Below are 15,589 nucleotides of genomic sequence, written 5' to 3'. Positions count from 1 at the left end.
ATTATGCCTTTACACATCATATTGGTGTATAAATGTAAATTATTTGTAAATTACTTTTGCGTAAGCTATGTTTGAGAAGAATCAAATGGAGTGAGATATGAATAAAAACAATTCAGTTACCCTACAGACAAAACCAGTTTTAAAACCCACCTTAATTGCCCTTGCCTGCGCTACTTCTATATTTTTAGGGGGTTGTAATGGAGACCCTGTTGCAGCTTTACCTCCTACAACAGTCCCACCAGAAATGCCAGTAGTGCCGAGTGACCCTTTACCCGCTTTTGATAACGATGGCGCTTTGCAGGCCAATATCCGCTGGACGACCTATGGTGTACCGCATATTACAGCTGATAATGTGGAGAGCATGGCCTTTGGTGTTGGTTATGCTTTTGCTAATGACAATATTTGTGTATTAGCCGATCAGATCATAAAGTTTAATTCCGAACGCGCTAAATATTATGGACCAGATGAGGTGCCAGGTAGCGGAGATTCCGCTCATATCATTAATGATTTTGGCTATTTGACAGTCGGTATCAAAGAGTATGCTATGTCAGGTATGGCCTCTTTATCTGCAAATACACGTGCCATGTTATCTGGCTATACGCAAGGGTATAATAAATATCTAAATGATACCGGAGTCGCCAATATAGACCCGAGTTGTGCCAATCAACCTTGGGTACAAGCAATTACGGAACAAGATTTGTTAACTTATGCACTAGGCATTGCTCTTTTGCCAGGGGCTGCTAATTTTTTACCTGCTATGTTTGCTGCCGCGCCTCCAGGAGAGTCATTTTTACCTTATCCAGTGGCAATGGCTAAAACAAATAATTCAGAAAAAGTACTCAGACCGAACACACAGATTCCATTTACCATTAACCCAGAGATTACTGTACCAAAAATGAATGCTAAAGATTTGGGTTCAAATGGATGGGGGCTAGGTTCTGATATGACTGAAAATGGTATGGGGATGGTGTTAGCTAACCCTCATTTTCCACACACTGGAAATTTACGTTTTTGGCAATTTCATACGACGATCCCTGGTTATCTGAACGTTATGGGCGGGTCATTAATGGGGGTTCCTGGTGCGGTTAATATTGGTTTTAATGAGAACGTAGCATGGACTCATACATTTAGCACGGCAGAACATTTTGTTTTGTATCAGTTAAGTATTGATCCTAATGATCAAACTGCAAAAAGTCATTTGGTGGATGGTCAAAAACGGACCATTTTTGCCAAAGAGCTAGCCATTGATGTAGCGACAGGGCCCAGCACTTCAATGCGCTTGGGTAAAACAGCGTATTACACCAATTATGGTCCTATGGTGACCATCCCCGGGAACTTTGATTGGAATGAGACCAATGCGTTTGCTATTAAAGATGCAAATTTACCAAACTTTGACATTGTTGATCATTGGTTTGCTATGAACCTCTCCAGTAACATGGAAGAGTTTAAGCAAGCGTTTAAAGATTATGACGGCGTTATCTTTAATAACACTATGGCAGCATCAAAAAATGGCGAAGTGTTTTATATCGATGACTCTACTGTACCAGGTTTAACGAATACAGCGATTAATCAACTCACCACTAATCCACTTCTCGTTGCTACTCGCGCTGCTGCTGGGTTTACTGTTTTACCAGGATTTATTTCTCAAATGGATTTTGTTGGACCTGTACCTTATGCTGAAGCGCCAAAATATGAAGGTACTGACTATGTTCAGAACTCAAATGACAGCTTTTGGTTAACTAACTTAGACAATCCAATCACAGGCGTCTCTCCACTATTTGGGAGAGTGGATAATGAACAGTCACTGCGGTCACGTATGGCTCATTCTTTACTCGCAACAGCTGCTGGTGCTGATGGTCTATTTAATCCTCAAGAAGTCGAAGAAGCATTGCTTGGTAATCAAAGTTATCTAGCCGATAGTGTCTTAGATGATTTAGTTGCCGCATGTAGTGCTAGAGAGTCTACACCTGTCGTTGTAAATGGGACCAGTGTTGATATTTCTGCAGGCTGTGCAGCGTTAGCGTTGTGGGACGGTCGCATGAATACCGATAGTACTGCTGCCCATTTGTTCAGAGAGTTTGCGTTTGCATTTCGTCTTGCGCCGCAATGGGTGAATCCTTTTGACGCTACGGATCCTGCTAATACACCTAATACACTAGACGTTAATGAGACAACTATGCAACAGTTGGCACAAGCTATATTGAATGTTCAAACAGCGGGAATTGCTTTAGATGCTACCCTAGGAGAGGTGCAGTTTGTCGAACGTAGTACGTCTGCTGGTCTGCCAACAGGTACGAAACTCCCATGGGGTGGAGCGCACAATGTCGAAGGTGGATTTAATGTTTTCGATACAGATATTGGTAACAATGGTACTTTATTGCCTCGTCATGAATACGCGACACTACCTAATACGCGCTTATCTGCTGAGGGAGAAGGGTATCATATTACTTACGGCAGCAGTTGGATGACAGTTGTTAACTTTACAGAAAATGGTCCACAAGCACGAGGTTTACTGAGTTATTCACAGTCGCATGATGTGAACTCTCAACACTATTTGGATCAAACCTTATTATATTCTGCTCAACCAACATTACGTCCAATGTTTTTCGCAGAAGCTGATATTGCAGCCAATGTTGTCATGGAAATGGATATTTCTACCTCTGCCACGGCACAATAACGAGCTTAGCCGTAAAGTAATTTACGTTACGTTACAAACTTTGTATGTAAACCCGTTTAAAATATTTTTTAAACGGGTTTTTTCGTTTAGACTATTAACGTAAATCTAGGTATATGGAGTATAGATTGGAATTTTTTTACGAATACGGCTTATTTTTGGCTAAAGCATTAACTGTTGTTATTGCATTAATAATTACATTAGTTGCTATGATCTCAATAGCCATGAAACAATCAGGGAATACCACTGAAAAAGGACAGTTAGAGTTTGTTTCACTCAGTGATAGTTATGCTGAACTGAAGCAATATGGCAAAAGAAGCTTATTATCAGATACCGAGCTCAAAGCGTTTGATAAGCAAGAAAAAGCGCGTGTAAAAGCGGAGAAAAAAGCGGCCAAAAAAGCTTCAAAAAAAGGTGAAGTTGGTCAAGATAAATCGCCAGAATCATCATTTAACAGTGTGTCTTCGGCAGAATCTTCTTCGGCAAAAAAATCAGAAGCATGCAGTGAAATAGCAGGAAACCAGCTGCAAGGAGTTAATGCTAATATCGGTACCAATAGACATTCATCACACAATGTTTTCGTAATTGATTTTACTGGTTCTATGCAAGCAGATGAAGTGGAAGCTTTGCGCAGGGAAGTGACAGCTATTTTATCTGTTGCAACTACCGAAGACGAAGTGGTAGTTCGTCTGGAAAGTGGTGGTGGTGTAGTTCACGGGTATGGACTAGCAGCTGCACAACTACAACGTATCAAAGATGCTAAAATAAAATTGACTGTGACGATTGATAAAGTAGCAGCCAGTGGTGGATATATGATGGCCTGTGTTGCTGATGACGTTATTTGTGCCAATTTTGCCATCATTGGCTCAATAGGTGTTGTCGCGCAAGTTCCAAATATTCATAAGTTGTTAAAGAAAAATGATGTGGATATAGAAATGCATACTGCTGGGGAATACAAGCGCACGTTAACGATGTTAGGTGAAAATACTGATGAAGGGCGTGCTAAATTTAAAGCCGAACTCGAAGCGGTACATGTTATGTTTAAAGATTTTGTTGTGCAAAATAGACCTGATTTAAATATTAATGAAGTCGCTACCGGTGAATACTGGTATGGACTAGAAGCGTTAAAAAAAGGTTTAGTTGATAAGTTATCTACTTCTGATGATGTTCTATTAGAATTGAATCAAACTCATAAGGTTTATCGAGTGAAATATGTCGAAAAGAAAAACCTGGCTGAAAAATTAGGTTTTGCGGCAGAAGGTGCTGTTTTACGTATCTTTCATAAGATTATGTCTAGTTCAACTAAACCTAACTATTAAGCAAAGTAACGCCGGCCTGAAATAAGGACATAGCAGAATTCAGGCCATTGCCTACGCACATTCAACATGTAAACAATGTATATGAACTTTATGCTGCAAACAAACATTGTGAATGTAGTTCTTATCAAACCGTCCAATCAACACACTATTTCTGACTTTGTTGAATGTGATGTATTTATTAAGAACGTTTAACGAGGGGGACGGTTACCCGGTGTTGCATTCAAAACATTTTCTTGCCACCAATCTTTCACTGAAAACCCTGAAGTTTTGGCCGCTTTTGGAGATTTTTTCGCACTCTTCTTAGTTGTTGCTGGCTTTTTAACCGGTGCTTTTTCCACCTTAGGCGCAGTGCTTTTAGTATCCGATAACTCTGAAGTCATTTCTGCTAATGTGACTAAACGAACATTTTTACCACCATCAACACTGTACCAGCCACCTTTTGCTTCGATAGTGGGGGCCTTTCCATTAGCTGAAGTATATGCTTGGGTAAACTGCTCAATTACTTGGTCTTTGTCTAATTTACTCATAAGAATGATGAAACCTTCAATAAATGTTAATTTATATGAGTTTTATAACCCTTTTTGTTAAAATTGTCTAATTCGGTCATTTAGAGTAATTAATGTATGCAACGTGATGATTTAATAAGCGCCCTAGACTCGCACCTTTCATGCGGTTTGATAAAGGATTACTGCCCCAACGGATTACAAATTGAAGGTACCATTGATGTACAAAAAATAACCACTGGGGTGACTGCATCACAAGCATTAATTGATGCTGCAATAGCGAATAAATCTGATATGTTATTAGTGCATCATGGCTATTTTTGGAAGGGTGAATCTGCTGTCATTACAGGGATGAAACAACGTCGAATAAAATCTTTACTCGATAACAATATTAATTTAGTGGCTTATCATTTACCTTTAGATATCCACTCTGAACTTGGTAATAATGCTCAATTAGCGGGTCTTCTCGGGCTTGAAAACGTACAAGATTTACCAGTTTCTCCGCAAGGTATTGTTAAAATGGGAGAATTGGCTAAGCCACTCTCTTTACAAGATTTTACTGAACATGTAGAAGCATGTTTGGCTCGGCCACCCTTATCTGAAGGTCATACCAATCGCTTAATCCAGAAAGTCGCTTTATGTACTGGCGGAGGTCAAAATTATATAGAGCAAGCGGCACAAGCTGGAGCTGATCTATTCCTGACCGGCGAAGTGTCAGAGCAGACCATTCATTTTGCTAGAGAAAATGATATTGCGTTTATTGCCGCTGGTCATCACGCAACTGAAAGATATGGTGTCAAAGCATTGGGTGAATATATTGCCCGTGAATTTTCACTTTCGGTGGAGTTTATTGACATAGATAATCCTGCCTAATGACACATGATCGCAACTTTGATGGCCTCAGTGATAAATTCGCCAAAAATATTTATGGGACGACAAAAGGCCGTTTGCGCCATGAATTACTTATTTATCATTTACAAAGCAACGGTATCCTATCGGATTTAGGTAACAAAGCTGTGATAGATGTTGGGTGTGGGTTAGGCCATATGTGTCACTCTTTGGCGCAGTTCGGGGCAAGCCCACTTGGTATAGATATTTCAGAGGAAAGTATCCAGCAAAACTTACAAAATCCGCTGTTGCAAGATTGTGACTTTAAGGTAGCAAGTTTTCACGACATCTCAGATAGGTTTGATTTGGTGGTCTGTCACGCCATGTTGGAATGGGTCAAAGACCCTTTAGCAGCACTAGAAAAAATGACACAGCTCTGTGTAAAACGAGGAGTGCTCTCGCTTTCTTTTTTTTCAGAAGAAGCGCATCGTTATACCAATATGGTGTACGGTAATTTTGATTATGTCGCAAGGGGCTTGCAAACTAAAAGTAAGGTCAAATTAAATCCACAAGCGCCTGTCAGTTACCAACGTGTTTTGCATTGGCTTAACGCTCAAGATGAACTTGAGGTAGTGCAGACTGCAGGCATTCGTTGTGTACATGATAATATGCGGCATGTAGAACAACAGGAACAAAAATATGCTGAACTATTAGCCGCAGAAAAGCAGTACGGTGTACTAGAGCCCTATAAGTTTATGGGCAGGTATTTCCATATCATTGTGCGCAAGATTACTTAGTCAGCTAATAGTTTTTCGATGTCTTTACGGATCTGTTCAGGTTTGGTTGTTGGCGCATAGCGTTTGACAACTTCTCCCGACTTGTTGACTAAAAACTTTGTAAAGTTCCATTTGATCCCTTCAGAACCAAAAATCCCTTTAGCTGAGGACTTCATGAACTTATATAAAGGAGCTGCACCATCGCCATTTACTTCTATCTTGCTAAATAATGGAAAACTGACACTAAATCTCGTTGTACAAAACTCTACAATTTCTGCATCGTTGCCGGGTTCCTGTTTACCAAATTGATCACATGGAAACGCTAATACTGAGAAGCCTTGTTCCGCATATTCATCTTGTAATGCTTGTAAGCCATCATATTGAGGAGTGAACCCACATTTGCTAGCAGTATTAACAATTAATAACACTTTGTCTTTAAATTGTGCAAAATCATGCTCTTCACCAGAGGCGAGTGGCATTGTGAAATCGTAAATTGTAGCCATCTTTTTTCTGCCTTATGTTTTTCATTATTATTACTGTTATTATTACTTTAATATGGGTTTTAAAGTTTAAATAAAGGGCATGATGAGTATAAATATTACATTTTTAGGCTTAGGGGTTATGGGATATCCCATGGCAGGGCATTTAGTCAAAGCAGGGCATAATGTCACTGTTTATAATCGTACTGCGGCAAAAGCCGATGCTTGGGTTGCACAATTCGGTGGTAGCTCTGCTGAAACACCTAAAACGGCTGTTGCGGATGCCGATATTATATGCATGTGCTTGGGTAATGATGACGATGTTCGTAGTGTTGTATATGGCGCTAATGGAATATTAGCTGGGGCATCTGAGTCCGCTTTAGTCATTGATCATACAACCGCTTCTGAAGAATTGGCTAAAGAGCTTGGGTTAGCGTTCTCTAAACAATCTGTTGGATTTATTGATGCGCCTGTTTCGGGTGGTCAAGCAGGTGCCCAGAACGGTATGTTGACTGTTATGTGTGGTGGACAACCCAGCGATTTTGCTAAAGCCGAGCCAGCGCTAAGTGCGTACGCAAAACAATTTCAATTGATCGGTGCCGTTGGTGCTGGGCAATTGGCCAAAATGATGAATCAAATTTGTATTGCTGGCATCGTACAAGGACTTGCAGAAGCGTTACACTTTGGTGAAAAAGCAGGATTAGATCGCAATAAAGTAGTCGATGTTATTAGTCAAGGAGCTGCCCAATCTTGGCAAATGGACAATCGTGCCAAGACCATGATTGACGGGCAATACGATTTCGGTTTCGCGGTGGATTGGATGCGCAAAGATTTAGGTATTGCACTAGATGCGGCTCGAACCAATGGGGCTACATTGGCATTGACCGCACTCGTTGATCAGTATTACGCAGACATACAGAAAATGTCAGGTGGTAGACAGGATACTTCCAGCCTTCTGCGACGTTTACGCTAATTTAAGTATTCGTAATCCAAACTGTTTGATAAGGCATTAGCTGAATATTCACTTTATCTTCATCTAATGTCTCAGCAGACAATAAATCGTACCATTTTTGCGTATTGACCAAATTGATATCCTGCACGTTAACACTTTGCTTCTGGTTAGTAATGTTACTGATACAAAAGATACTTTGTTGCCGATCAATACTTTGTCGCCAAAAACCAAAAATATGCTTGCCAAGTTGCAAAGTAAATTGTGTCGCATTGGGGTGAAATGCTCGTTGTTTACTGCGTAGACGCAATAACTTATCTATTTGGGTATACACTAAATGATGGGGTGAACTTGGGTTTGACAATTCTGTGGTTAACTTCGAAAAATCCCATTGATGGCGATTAATACAACGGTTTTGCCCTGAATTCTCCGCTCTAGCCAAATCATTTGGTGTGCCTATTAAACTATGAATATACAACCCAGGGATACCTTCTAAACCAAACATAATGGTATGAGCACAGATAAATCGGGCAATTTGCCAGTCATCGGTTCCGGCATGTGTTGTGCCACAGGCAGAAAATAAAGCAATATTTATTTCATAAGCACTTTGGGAACCATCAGGTAATGTTCGCCAGTTGATACGAGCATCTTGAGATTGACAAGATGTAATCAAAGCATCTTTTTGGGCTGAGCTTAATAAATTCTCAACGGGGCGCAATCCAATACCATCATGGGATGCAATAAAATTAAAATAGGTCGTACCGTTTTGTGCAGGTGGCATGGCCATTTGCCAACGCGTGATTGCAGAACTGTCACCTGACATTAAAGTATGCAGTAGTAAGGGAGGTAGAGCAAAGTTGTAAATGGCATGCGCTTCGTTTGCATTCCCAAAGTATTGTAAATTTTCGTGATTAGGAATATTGGTTTCCGTAATCACGACAGCATCATGACAAGCATGCTCTATTAAAAGACGATAAATTTTTATAATAGTGTGTGTATTAGGATGATTGATACATGAAGTACCTAATTCCTTCCACAAAAAAGCCACAGCATCTAAACGGAATAACTTCGCACCATTATTCAAATAAAATGCAATTATTTTCGCAAACTCCAGTAACACCATGGGATGCGAGAAATCAAAATCTACTTGGTCGTGAGAAAACGTACACCACACATGTTTTTCACCTTCTACTGTAGATGTACTGCGTAACAATGGACTGGTGCGAGGTCTTGTTACAGCAGAGTAGTCGCCTTCGGGAGAGGCAGTATAAAACATGTGCTGACCTTGGCCTTGGGCATTGATAAACTCTTGGAACCATTGAGAACGTGACGAACAATGATTAATCACCAAATCAAACATCAAATTTTTTAATTGTGCAAGAGCGTGAATATCACTCCATTCACCATGCGACTCGTTGACGCTCATATAGTTAATTACAGAAAATCCATCGTCGGAACTATACGGATAAAAAGGCAATATATGAATATCTGAAATATTGTCTTGGCAGTACCTATCAATAAAATCATGGAGGGTATGTAACGGTTTAACGTCCTCCTCCAATAAAGAATCGGCATAAGTAATTAATACTGAGCGTGTTTCATCCCAGTGGTTTTTGTGTGGTGGCGGACTGTTTTCCTGTTTTGTAGGAGTTAAACCCATAGCTGTAATCAAATCATCAGCAAATTCTTGATGTGTTTGGTAATGTTGTTTTTGGAGCATATCTGAGTCATATACCAGCCTCAGATAATGTGTGATTTGTTCTTTTAAGGAAACATTATTCATACTTCTACCTTACGTTTCATACAGTAACGCTGATTGTGAAATGGGTTGTGACGCTGGTTATAACCCCATGAATTCTTGATGGTCTAACTCTACGGCTTCGTACAATTCATCTAGCACTGAGGGACGGGCACTCACAACTCGGTTCCAACTGGGGATGAAAGGCGTTTCCATAGGATTGTCCAAAAAGCTCTGACCCGCTTTCATGATGTTTTGAGCAAACATCTCTACTGCTTTTTCTTCACTGTGAATATCAAGCGTGAGACCGTTCATGAGGGCATCGTTATGGTAGGTTTCAATAAAATCCAGTGCAATTCTAAAGTAAGTCGCTTTGATGGAGCGAAACATCTCGGTGCTAAAGGTATGTCCTTGTGTTGCCAGTTTTCTAAATAAGGCTTTGGTAATGTCAATTGACATCTTAGACAACCCACCTTGGTCGTTTTGTAGTGAGAGGTCTTGATGTTTGTGATCATAAAAACGTGCGATATCGGCTTGGCATAAACGGTTATTTGCATAGTTACGATGCATTTCAGATAAAACACCTATTTCAAGTCCCCAATCTGAAGGGATCCGAATATCATTGAGTACATCTCTTCGAAATGAGAACTCTCCCGCTAATGGATAACGAAATGAGTCCATAAATTCAATATATTCATTATCTCCTAACGTCCGTTTTAAAGCTCTGAGAAGAGGAGTGACTAATAAACGGGATACTCGACCATTGATTTTGCCATCGGCAACACGGGCATAAAATCCTTTACAAAACTCATAATTAAATTGTGGATTAGCGACAGGGTAAATTAAGCGAGCCAATAAGGAACGGTCGTAAGTTAAAATATCACAGTCGTGTAATGCAACCGATTCGGCTTTTTTAGAAGCTAAAACATAACCCATGCAGTACCAGACATTACGACCTTTACCTAGTTCAGTGGGTGCCAAATTCAACGCTTGTAATTTTTGGTCTAGTGCCTGCAATCTAGGCCCATCATTCCACAATATTCTATGGTGCTGTGGTAATTTACTAAAGAACGTTTTGGCTTTTTGAAACTCTGTTTGTGATGAGCGATCTAACCCAATAATAATTTGGCTGAGATAGGGGACTGCTGCTAACTCTTGAATAATATTAGGTAAAGCAATGCCCTCTAACTCACTGTATAACGACGGGAGAATCAATGCCATGGGACGAGTTTTGCTAAATTTAACTAATTCAGCTTCCATCTCTTCAATAGGACGTTCATCTAAGTTATGTAAAGTAGTAATAATACCGTTTTGATAAAAATCGGTCATAAGATTCCTTAAATTGTAATTATTTAGTACAAATATCTAAAATGGCTCGGTTCCAGCCAGCAGGCCCCTCTAATTTAGTCTTAATAATATTTTGAGTTTTATGCAAAGGGGGGAAATCATAGGCTGGAGATTTAACTTGGACGGCTATATCCGCATTTTCTAATAATGGGATATCATTCATACCATCCCCAAGTCCGATAGTTTGAATCAGTCCACGGCTGACTGATTTAAATAAGGTAGTAAGCCAGTCTTGGGCTATGCCTTTGTTGGTTGTGCCGTTGATATGTAAAAAACGACCGCCTTGAATCGGTACTGCACCAACCTGTTTTATCTCGTCGATAAATAACTGTTTTTCAGCCTCTGTACCTAACCAAAATAACGGTTCTCCGTATTGTCTTTGTTGAGCTTGTCGTGCTTGTTCGTGATCGAGTCCTGTCAGCGCCACAATCTCATCTACGGGTGTTTGTGATAAAGCTTTATAAAGTGAATGCCAACGTGGCATCTGTTCGAGTATTCTTTGCCAATGGGTATTTGGTAAAGCGAATATCTTGACTAGATAATCTGCTGTATCCGAACACTCGTATTGGTCGATACATGCATCCACATCAAGCCCCAAATTACGTGCAAATGTTTTCGGAATAAAAATAGCGGCACCATTTTCAATAATAAACGGCGTTTGCAAATCCAATTTATCTTGCAAAATTCTTACCTCTTGGAAGGTTTTACTGGTATTGAAAATAACGGGAATGTTCGCAACTGCGCATTGCTGTAAAGCTGGCAAAGCTGCCGCATAACTATATGTGTTGTGGTCTAATAAAGTACCATCCAAGTCAGTGTAAATAATTTTCATTAGGATTTACTCTCATGAGAAATGATGTTTCTATTTTTATCTAAGTGATAAATTTCCTGTGCATGTGTTGGCGTGTAAAGCAGACTGTGTTCGGTCAATCTTTGATAATGCTGGATAAAATAAGACAGTTGCTCATCGTTCATAAATGGCTGTTCTGGTGCGTTAGAAACTAATAATTGTTCTTGTTGTTTGCGCCATGCAAAAATGGTGGCAAAAGATGGAGCCTGTAACATCCATAATTGATCGATATAAGCAAACCATTCTTGATATGAGTTGAGTTGATCATTAACAAATATGCGCCATTTTTTATCTTTATCAAACTGACTTTCTAAGTTGTTGACAGGATGACTGAGTTGATGCGTTAACTGAGGCGGACAGCCAACACACCATCCTTCAAAAATCACAATATCAACAGGTCCCACGATGCTTTGCCACTCATTTTGTGGCGCGATATCATCCTGAAGTTTGTTAAAACGTGGGATGTCACAGGGCCGCCCATTTTGCAAAGCAGTAAATACACGCAGTGCTTGGGCCAGATCATGCGTCCCTGGAACACCACGTGTTTTTAACAGCGGATGTACATTTTTAGCCAGTGTTTCGCGTGCCTTTTTACTGAGGTAAAAATCGTCTATGGATACGATAATGACTTGTAAATGTGACGTGTTCTCTATTGTGACTTTGAGCCATTCAGCTAAAGTGCTTTTACCAGAACCTTGTGCACCATTGATACCAAGAAATAATGGTTGTGTATCATTTTGGTGCAACAAAGCATTTGTTAATGCAGGTCGAAACCAGCGTTCTGCATAAGCTAAGTAATTGTTATTTAATTTATTTTTATGAATGAAGTCTAAATAATGAGACATAAAACACGACTGCTTAAATATAAGTAATTAAACTGTTTCAAGCTTTATGCCACATTATTCTTTTTGCGTGTGTTTATCAAAAATTTGCGAGAAAACCCCGTGATCAGAGTGACAGCGATGTCGGGGTTCTAGGGATTTTCCCCTCTAAAGTAACATAAATCGCCATACTCACCATATTTAAAGGCATACAAAGGTGGGTTACTTCTCCAAAGTATGGCAAATTATGAGGTTAACAACCCCTTAAACTTAATTTAATTCCTATGGCTATAAAAAACGAACTATCAATTCTTACCAAAGCTGAGCAGCTTGATCTATATTCTCCGCCGCTATTATCACTTGAACAACAACGATTGTATTTTACGCCAAACGAGATCGAGTTAACAGAGTTGAAAAGTATTCGCCTAAGGAACCACCGATGCTATTTCATTGCGTTATTAGGGTATTTTAAGTCTAAGCCTGTGATTCTTTCACCTAGCTTTAACCTCATCTTTGACGATATGCAGTTTATTTCAACGCAAGTTCAAGGAGGCAAAGGGATCAGGCCTTTCAGCATTAATAAGATGCAGCGTGACCGTATATATCAAAGAATACTGAGGTTATTAAACTATCAGAAATGGGACGAAAGTCTGCACTTTGCGCCGCTGTACGAACATCTTGTTATGGTCGGCAAAGCTTGGCTTGAGCCTCGTTATCTATTCGATGCAGCCGCTGAATATCTAGCAACGCATAGAATTGCCATCCCTAAATATACTGTCTTACAAAAGCTTATCAGTCGTGTTATCCAACAGGTCAAGAAGGCGTTAAATAATAAGCTTCGTATTCATGTTTCATCTGAACTACACGGATTTCTAAATACTATTATCGATGACAAAGATGGGCTCTCCTTAAGCCAGCTTCGAGCCGGTGCAAAAAGCGTTATGGTGACAGAGCTAAAAAAAGAACTGACGGTGTATCATCAGTTACAGCCTTATACAAGACAGATTGATAATGCTGTTAAGGGCTTAGCCTTATCGTCTAAAAACCAACAACACTTCGGTGAAATGGTGGATTATTATGGCAGTAAACTAAAACGCTTTAAGCGTCCACAGCAACACCTATGGTTGCTGTGTTTTCTGACTCAACGCATACGGCAAAGCCTAGAGCGATTGGCTGATGGGTTTATTCATCATATCCGTAAACAACAAGAAGCTGCGCATGCGTTTGCCCAACAGGCAGTGTTTGACTCATGGAGGTCAGCTGCAGACAATGTCACCAAAGCCGCAGAATTACTGCATCTGTTTGTTGATGACAGTATCGACGATAATCAACCATTTGCAACGGTTAGGCAACAAGCATTAAGTGTAATGAATAACCAAGATATAGAAACGCTATGCCTGTACTTAAAAAAGCAAAAACGCACGGTAGAAGAATATCAATGGCAATATTATGATGATCAAAACGGGTTAATTGAGCAGTTATTAAGGCCCGTGTTTCTATGTCTTGAATGCCAAGCAGGTAAAGGCTCAGAAGCATTAGTGACCCAGCTCAAAACCACAAAAACAGAACTATTAGCAGGTAATACATTGCAAACAATGGATAGTACACTTATCCAACAAAAACATCGTCCATGGTTAATTAACAAGGATGTTGTTCATCCACAGCGATACGAATGGTTGCTTTACCGTCAACTGGCTTCTCGGCTTAATGGTCGAATTTACTTATCAAACGTCACTAAATATCGTGCGCTAGAAGACGACTTAATTGCATCGTCAATACAGCCTGATCTATTGGCATCATCAACATTGGAAAAGCTAAAGCAGCCGATTCAGAAGCTACTGCAAGTAAAACAAATACGCTTAACAACATCCCTAGAAGATGTTGCTCGTCACATTGATAATGGTGATAACCGCAATGTGATCATGAAGAGCCGAAGTGGCACACGATGGCGACTGCCAGTTAAAGGCTCCCAATCACTTGTCAACAACCCTTTCTTTAAACAAATGATCCCCGTCAGTATTGCTGATGTGTTGCGTTATGTTGAACAAGAAACCAACTTTATGCAATGCTTCGCACACGTGCTGCCAATACAAAAACAAGTAGGCGCCAATCAGGATGATTTATTGGCTATTCTAATTGCGAATGCGACACATCGCGGCGTATATGGGATGGCACAAATATCTGATCGCAGTTATGAGCATCTAAGCACTATACAAGCTAATTATATTAGGCCTGAAACCTTGCAAGAGGCTAGTGATATCATCAATAACGCAGTAGCGGCACTCCCTATTTTCCGCCACTATCACATCCAAGAAGACGTCCTGCACGCCAGTACCGATGGGCAAAAATTTGAAACTCACCTTGAGACTTTTAAAACTCGCTACTCCTCGAAATACTTCGGCACCAACAAAGGTATTACGGCCATGACGTTAGTTGCCAATCATAGTGCGTTAAATGCCCGTATCATAGGATCTAATGAGCATGAGTCCCATTATATTTACGACTTACTACAATCTAATACTAGTGATCTTAAGCCAGATGTCCTCTCAACCGACACCCATGGTGTTAATCATGTTAATTATGCCTTATTGGATTTATGCGGTTATAGTTTTGCGCCTAGGTATGCTCAGTTCACCAGTGTGATCAATGACCTATTTAACGTAACTGAAAGCGACGACGGAAACACGCATCTGGCGCTGAAAAAGCCGATAAAAATGAATGTGATTGAAGAAGGCTGGCAGGATATTCAGCGTATTGTGTTATCCCTTCAAGAAAAACGCACAACACAGGCATTGCTAGTACGCAAATTATCTGGTTATCCATCTAGACACCCTATATTACAAGCATTAACGGAATATAATAGGCTCATCAAAGCCCAATATTTACTTGATTATATTGATGATGCAAGTCTGCGCCAATATGTTCAACGAGCACTGAACCGAGGCGAAGCCTGGCATTTCCTCAGGCGAGCTATTGCATCGGTCAATCGTGACCAGTTCCGTGGAAAAAACGAATCAGAAATAGTCGTCTGGAACGAGTGTGCCCGTTTGACGGCAAATGCTATTATCTACTTTAACTCGATGATCCTAAGTCATCTATTACTGCACTTTGAAGAAGTTGGTGACGAGGAAAAAGCAGCAATAACTCGACAAGTATCACCCGTTGCATGGCAGAACATTAATCTGAGCGGCACTTATCAGTTCGCTAGTAACCGCAAACTACCTGATTTACAGGAAATAACTAGGCCTATTGTTGAAAATGAAGTCTAAAATGAAAGGTAACCCAGCTCCACAAGCCATTAACTG

The 15,589-nt window shown here is 40.2% G+C and carries 12 protein-coding genes; 6 read left to right on the top strand and 6 right to left on the bottom strand.

Going from position 1 to position 15,589, the window contains the following annotated elements:
- The first annotated feature begins 97 nt into the window (after positions 1-97).
- Positions 98-2,677 (top strand): acylase, encoded by a 2,580-nt coding sequence (locus NLF92_RS01325; RefSeq protein WP_254098067.1) that lies wholly within the window; start codon positions 98-100, stop codon positions 2,675-2,677.
- Between the two features lie 125 nt (positions 2,678-2,802).
- Positions 2,803-3,993, top strand: coding sequence for a protease SohB (sohB, locus tag NLF92_RS01320; RefSeq protein WP_254098065.1), 1,191 nt, complete (start codon positions 2,803-2,805; stop codon positions 3,991-3,993).
- A 188-nt stretch (positions 3,994-4,181) separates the two neighbouring features.
- On the opposite strand, the gene NLF92_RS01315 is transcribed toward sohB, so the two are convergent.
- Positions 4,182-4,520: a hypothetical protein gene (locus tag NLF92_RS01315; protein ID WP_254098063.1), complete on the bottom strand. Its 339-nt coding sequence runs from the start codon at positions 4,518-4,520 to the stop codon at positions 4,182-4,184.
- 96 nt (positions 4,521-4,616) lie between these two features.
- Between NLF92_RS01315 and NLF92_RS01310 the strand changes: the two genes are divergently transcribed.
- Both NLF92_RS01310 and NLF92_RS01305 read left to right on the top strand, forming a co-directional pair.
- Positions 4,617-5,369, top strand: a complete 753-nt coding sequence (locus NLF92_RS01310) for a Nif3-like dinuclear metal center hexameric protein (protein WP_254098061.1) — start codon at positions 4,617-4,619, stop codon at positions 5,367-5,369.
- Entirely contained in the window at positions 5,369-6,121 is a 753-nt protein-coding gene (locus NLF92_RS01305; RefSeq protein ID WP_254098055.1) for a methyltransferase domain-containing protein, read from the top strand. The genes NLF92_RS01310 and NLF92_RS01305 overlap by 1 nt, the downstream gene beginning before the upstream one ends.
- On the opposite strand, the gene NLF92_RS01300 is transcribed toward NLF92_RS01305, so the two are convergent.
- Positions 6,118-6,603 carry a glutathione peroxidase gene (locus NLF92_RS01300; protein WP_254098053.1) on the bottom strand — a complete coding sequence of 162 codons (486 nt, stop codon included), beginning with the start codon at positions 6,601-6,603 and terminating at the stop codon, positions 6,118-6,120. The two genes, NLF92_RS01305 and NLF92_RS01300, sit on opposite strands and share 4 nt — an antisense overlap.
- A gap of 82 nt (positions 6,604-6,685) precedes the next feature.
- Here NLF92_RS01300 and NLF92_RS01295 point away from each other — a divergent pair, with 82 nt between their 5' ends.
- A complete protein-coding gene (locus NLF92_RS01295; RefSeq protein WP_254098051.1) occupies positions 6,686-7,552 on the top strand; it encodes an NAD(P)-dependent oxidoreductase in 867 nt (288 codons plus the stop codon).
- Between the two features lies 1 nt (position 7,553).
- Here the strand turns inward: NLF92_RS01295 and NLF92_RS01290 are convergent, their stop codons facing one another.
- From NLF92_RS01290 to NLF92_RS01275, 4 genes are read right to left on the bottom strand one after another with little or no spacing between them, the layout of a single operon-like run.
- Positions 7,554-9,311 carry a sugar phosphorylase gene (locus tag NLF92_RS01290; protein ID WP_254098049.1) on the bottom strand — a complete coding sequence of 586 codons (1,758 nt, stop codon included), beginning with the start codon at positions 9,309-9,311 and terminating at the stop codon, positions 7,554-7,556.
- Between the two features lie 57 nt (positions 9,312-9,368).
- Positions 9,369-10,595 carry a glycosyltransferase family protein gene (locus tag NLF92_RS01285; RefSeq protein WP_254098047.1) on the bottom strand — a complete coding sequence of 409 codons (1,227 nt, stop codon included), beginning with the start codon at positions 10,593-10,595 and terminating at the stop codon, positions 9,369-9,371.
- Between the two features lie 19 nt (positions 10,596-10,614).
- Positions 10,615-11,445 carry an HAD-IIB family hydrolase gene (locus tag NLF92_RS01280; protein WP_254098045.1) on the bottom strand — a complete coding sequence of 277 codons (831 nt, stop codon included), beginning with the start codon at positions 11,443-11,445 and terminating at the stop codon, positions 10,615-10,617.
- Positions 11,445-12,308 carry a kinase gene (locus tag NLF92_RS01275; RefSeq protein ID WP_254098043.1) on the bottom strand — a complete coding sequence of 288 codons (864 nt, stop codon included), beginning with the start codon at positions 12,306-12,308 and terminating at the stop codon, positions 11,445-11,447. The genes NLF92_RS01280 and NLF92_RS01275 overlap by 1 nt, the downstream gene beginning before the upstream one ends.
- 260 nt (positions 12,309-12,568) lie before the next feature.
- On the opposite strand from NLF92_RS01275, the gene NLF92_RS01270 reads away from it, so the two are divergent.
- Positions 12,569-15,553, top strand: a complete 2,985-nt coding sequence (locus NLF92_RS01270) for a Tn3-like element ISKox2 family transposase (protein ID WP_008126957.1) — start codon at positions 12,569-12,571, stop codon at positions 15,551-15,553.
- Positions 15,554-15,589 lie beyond the last annotated feature (36 nt).

The organism is Opacimonas viscosa (genome assembly GCF_024199005.1).
Taxonomy (GTDB): Bacteria; Pseudomonadota; Gammaproteobacteria; order Enterobacterales; family Alteromonadaceae; genus Opacimonas; species Opacimonas viscosa.
Note: the sequence above shows the minus strand (reverse complement) of the source record. Positions and strands in the feature narration are given on the sequence as shown.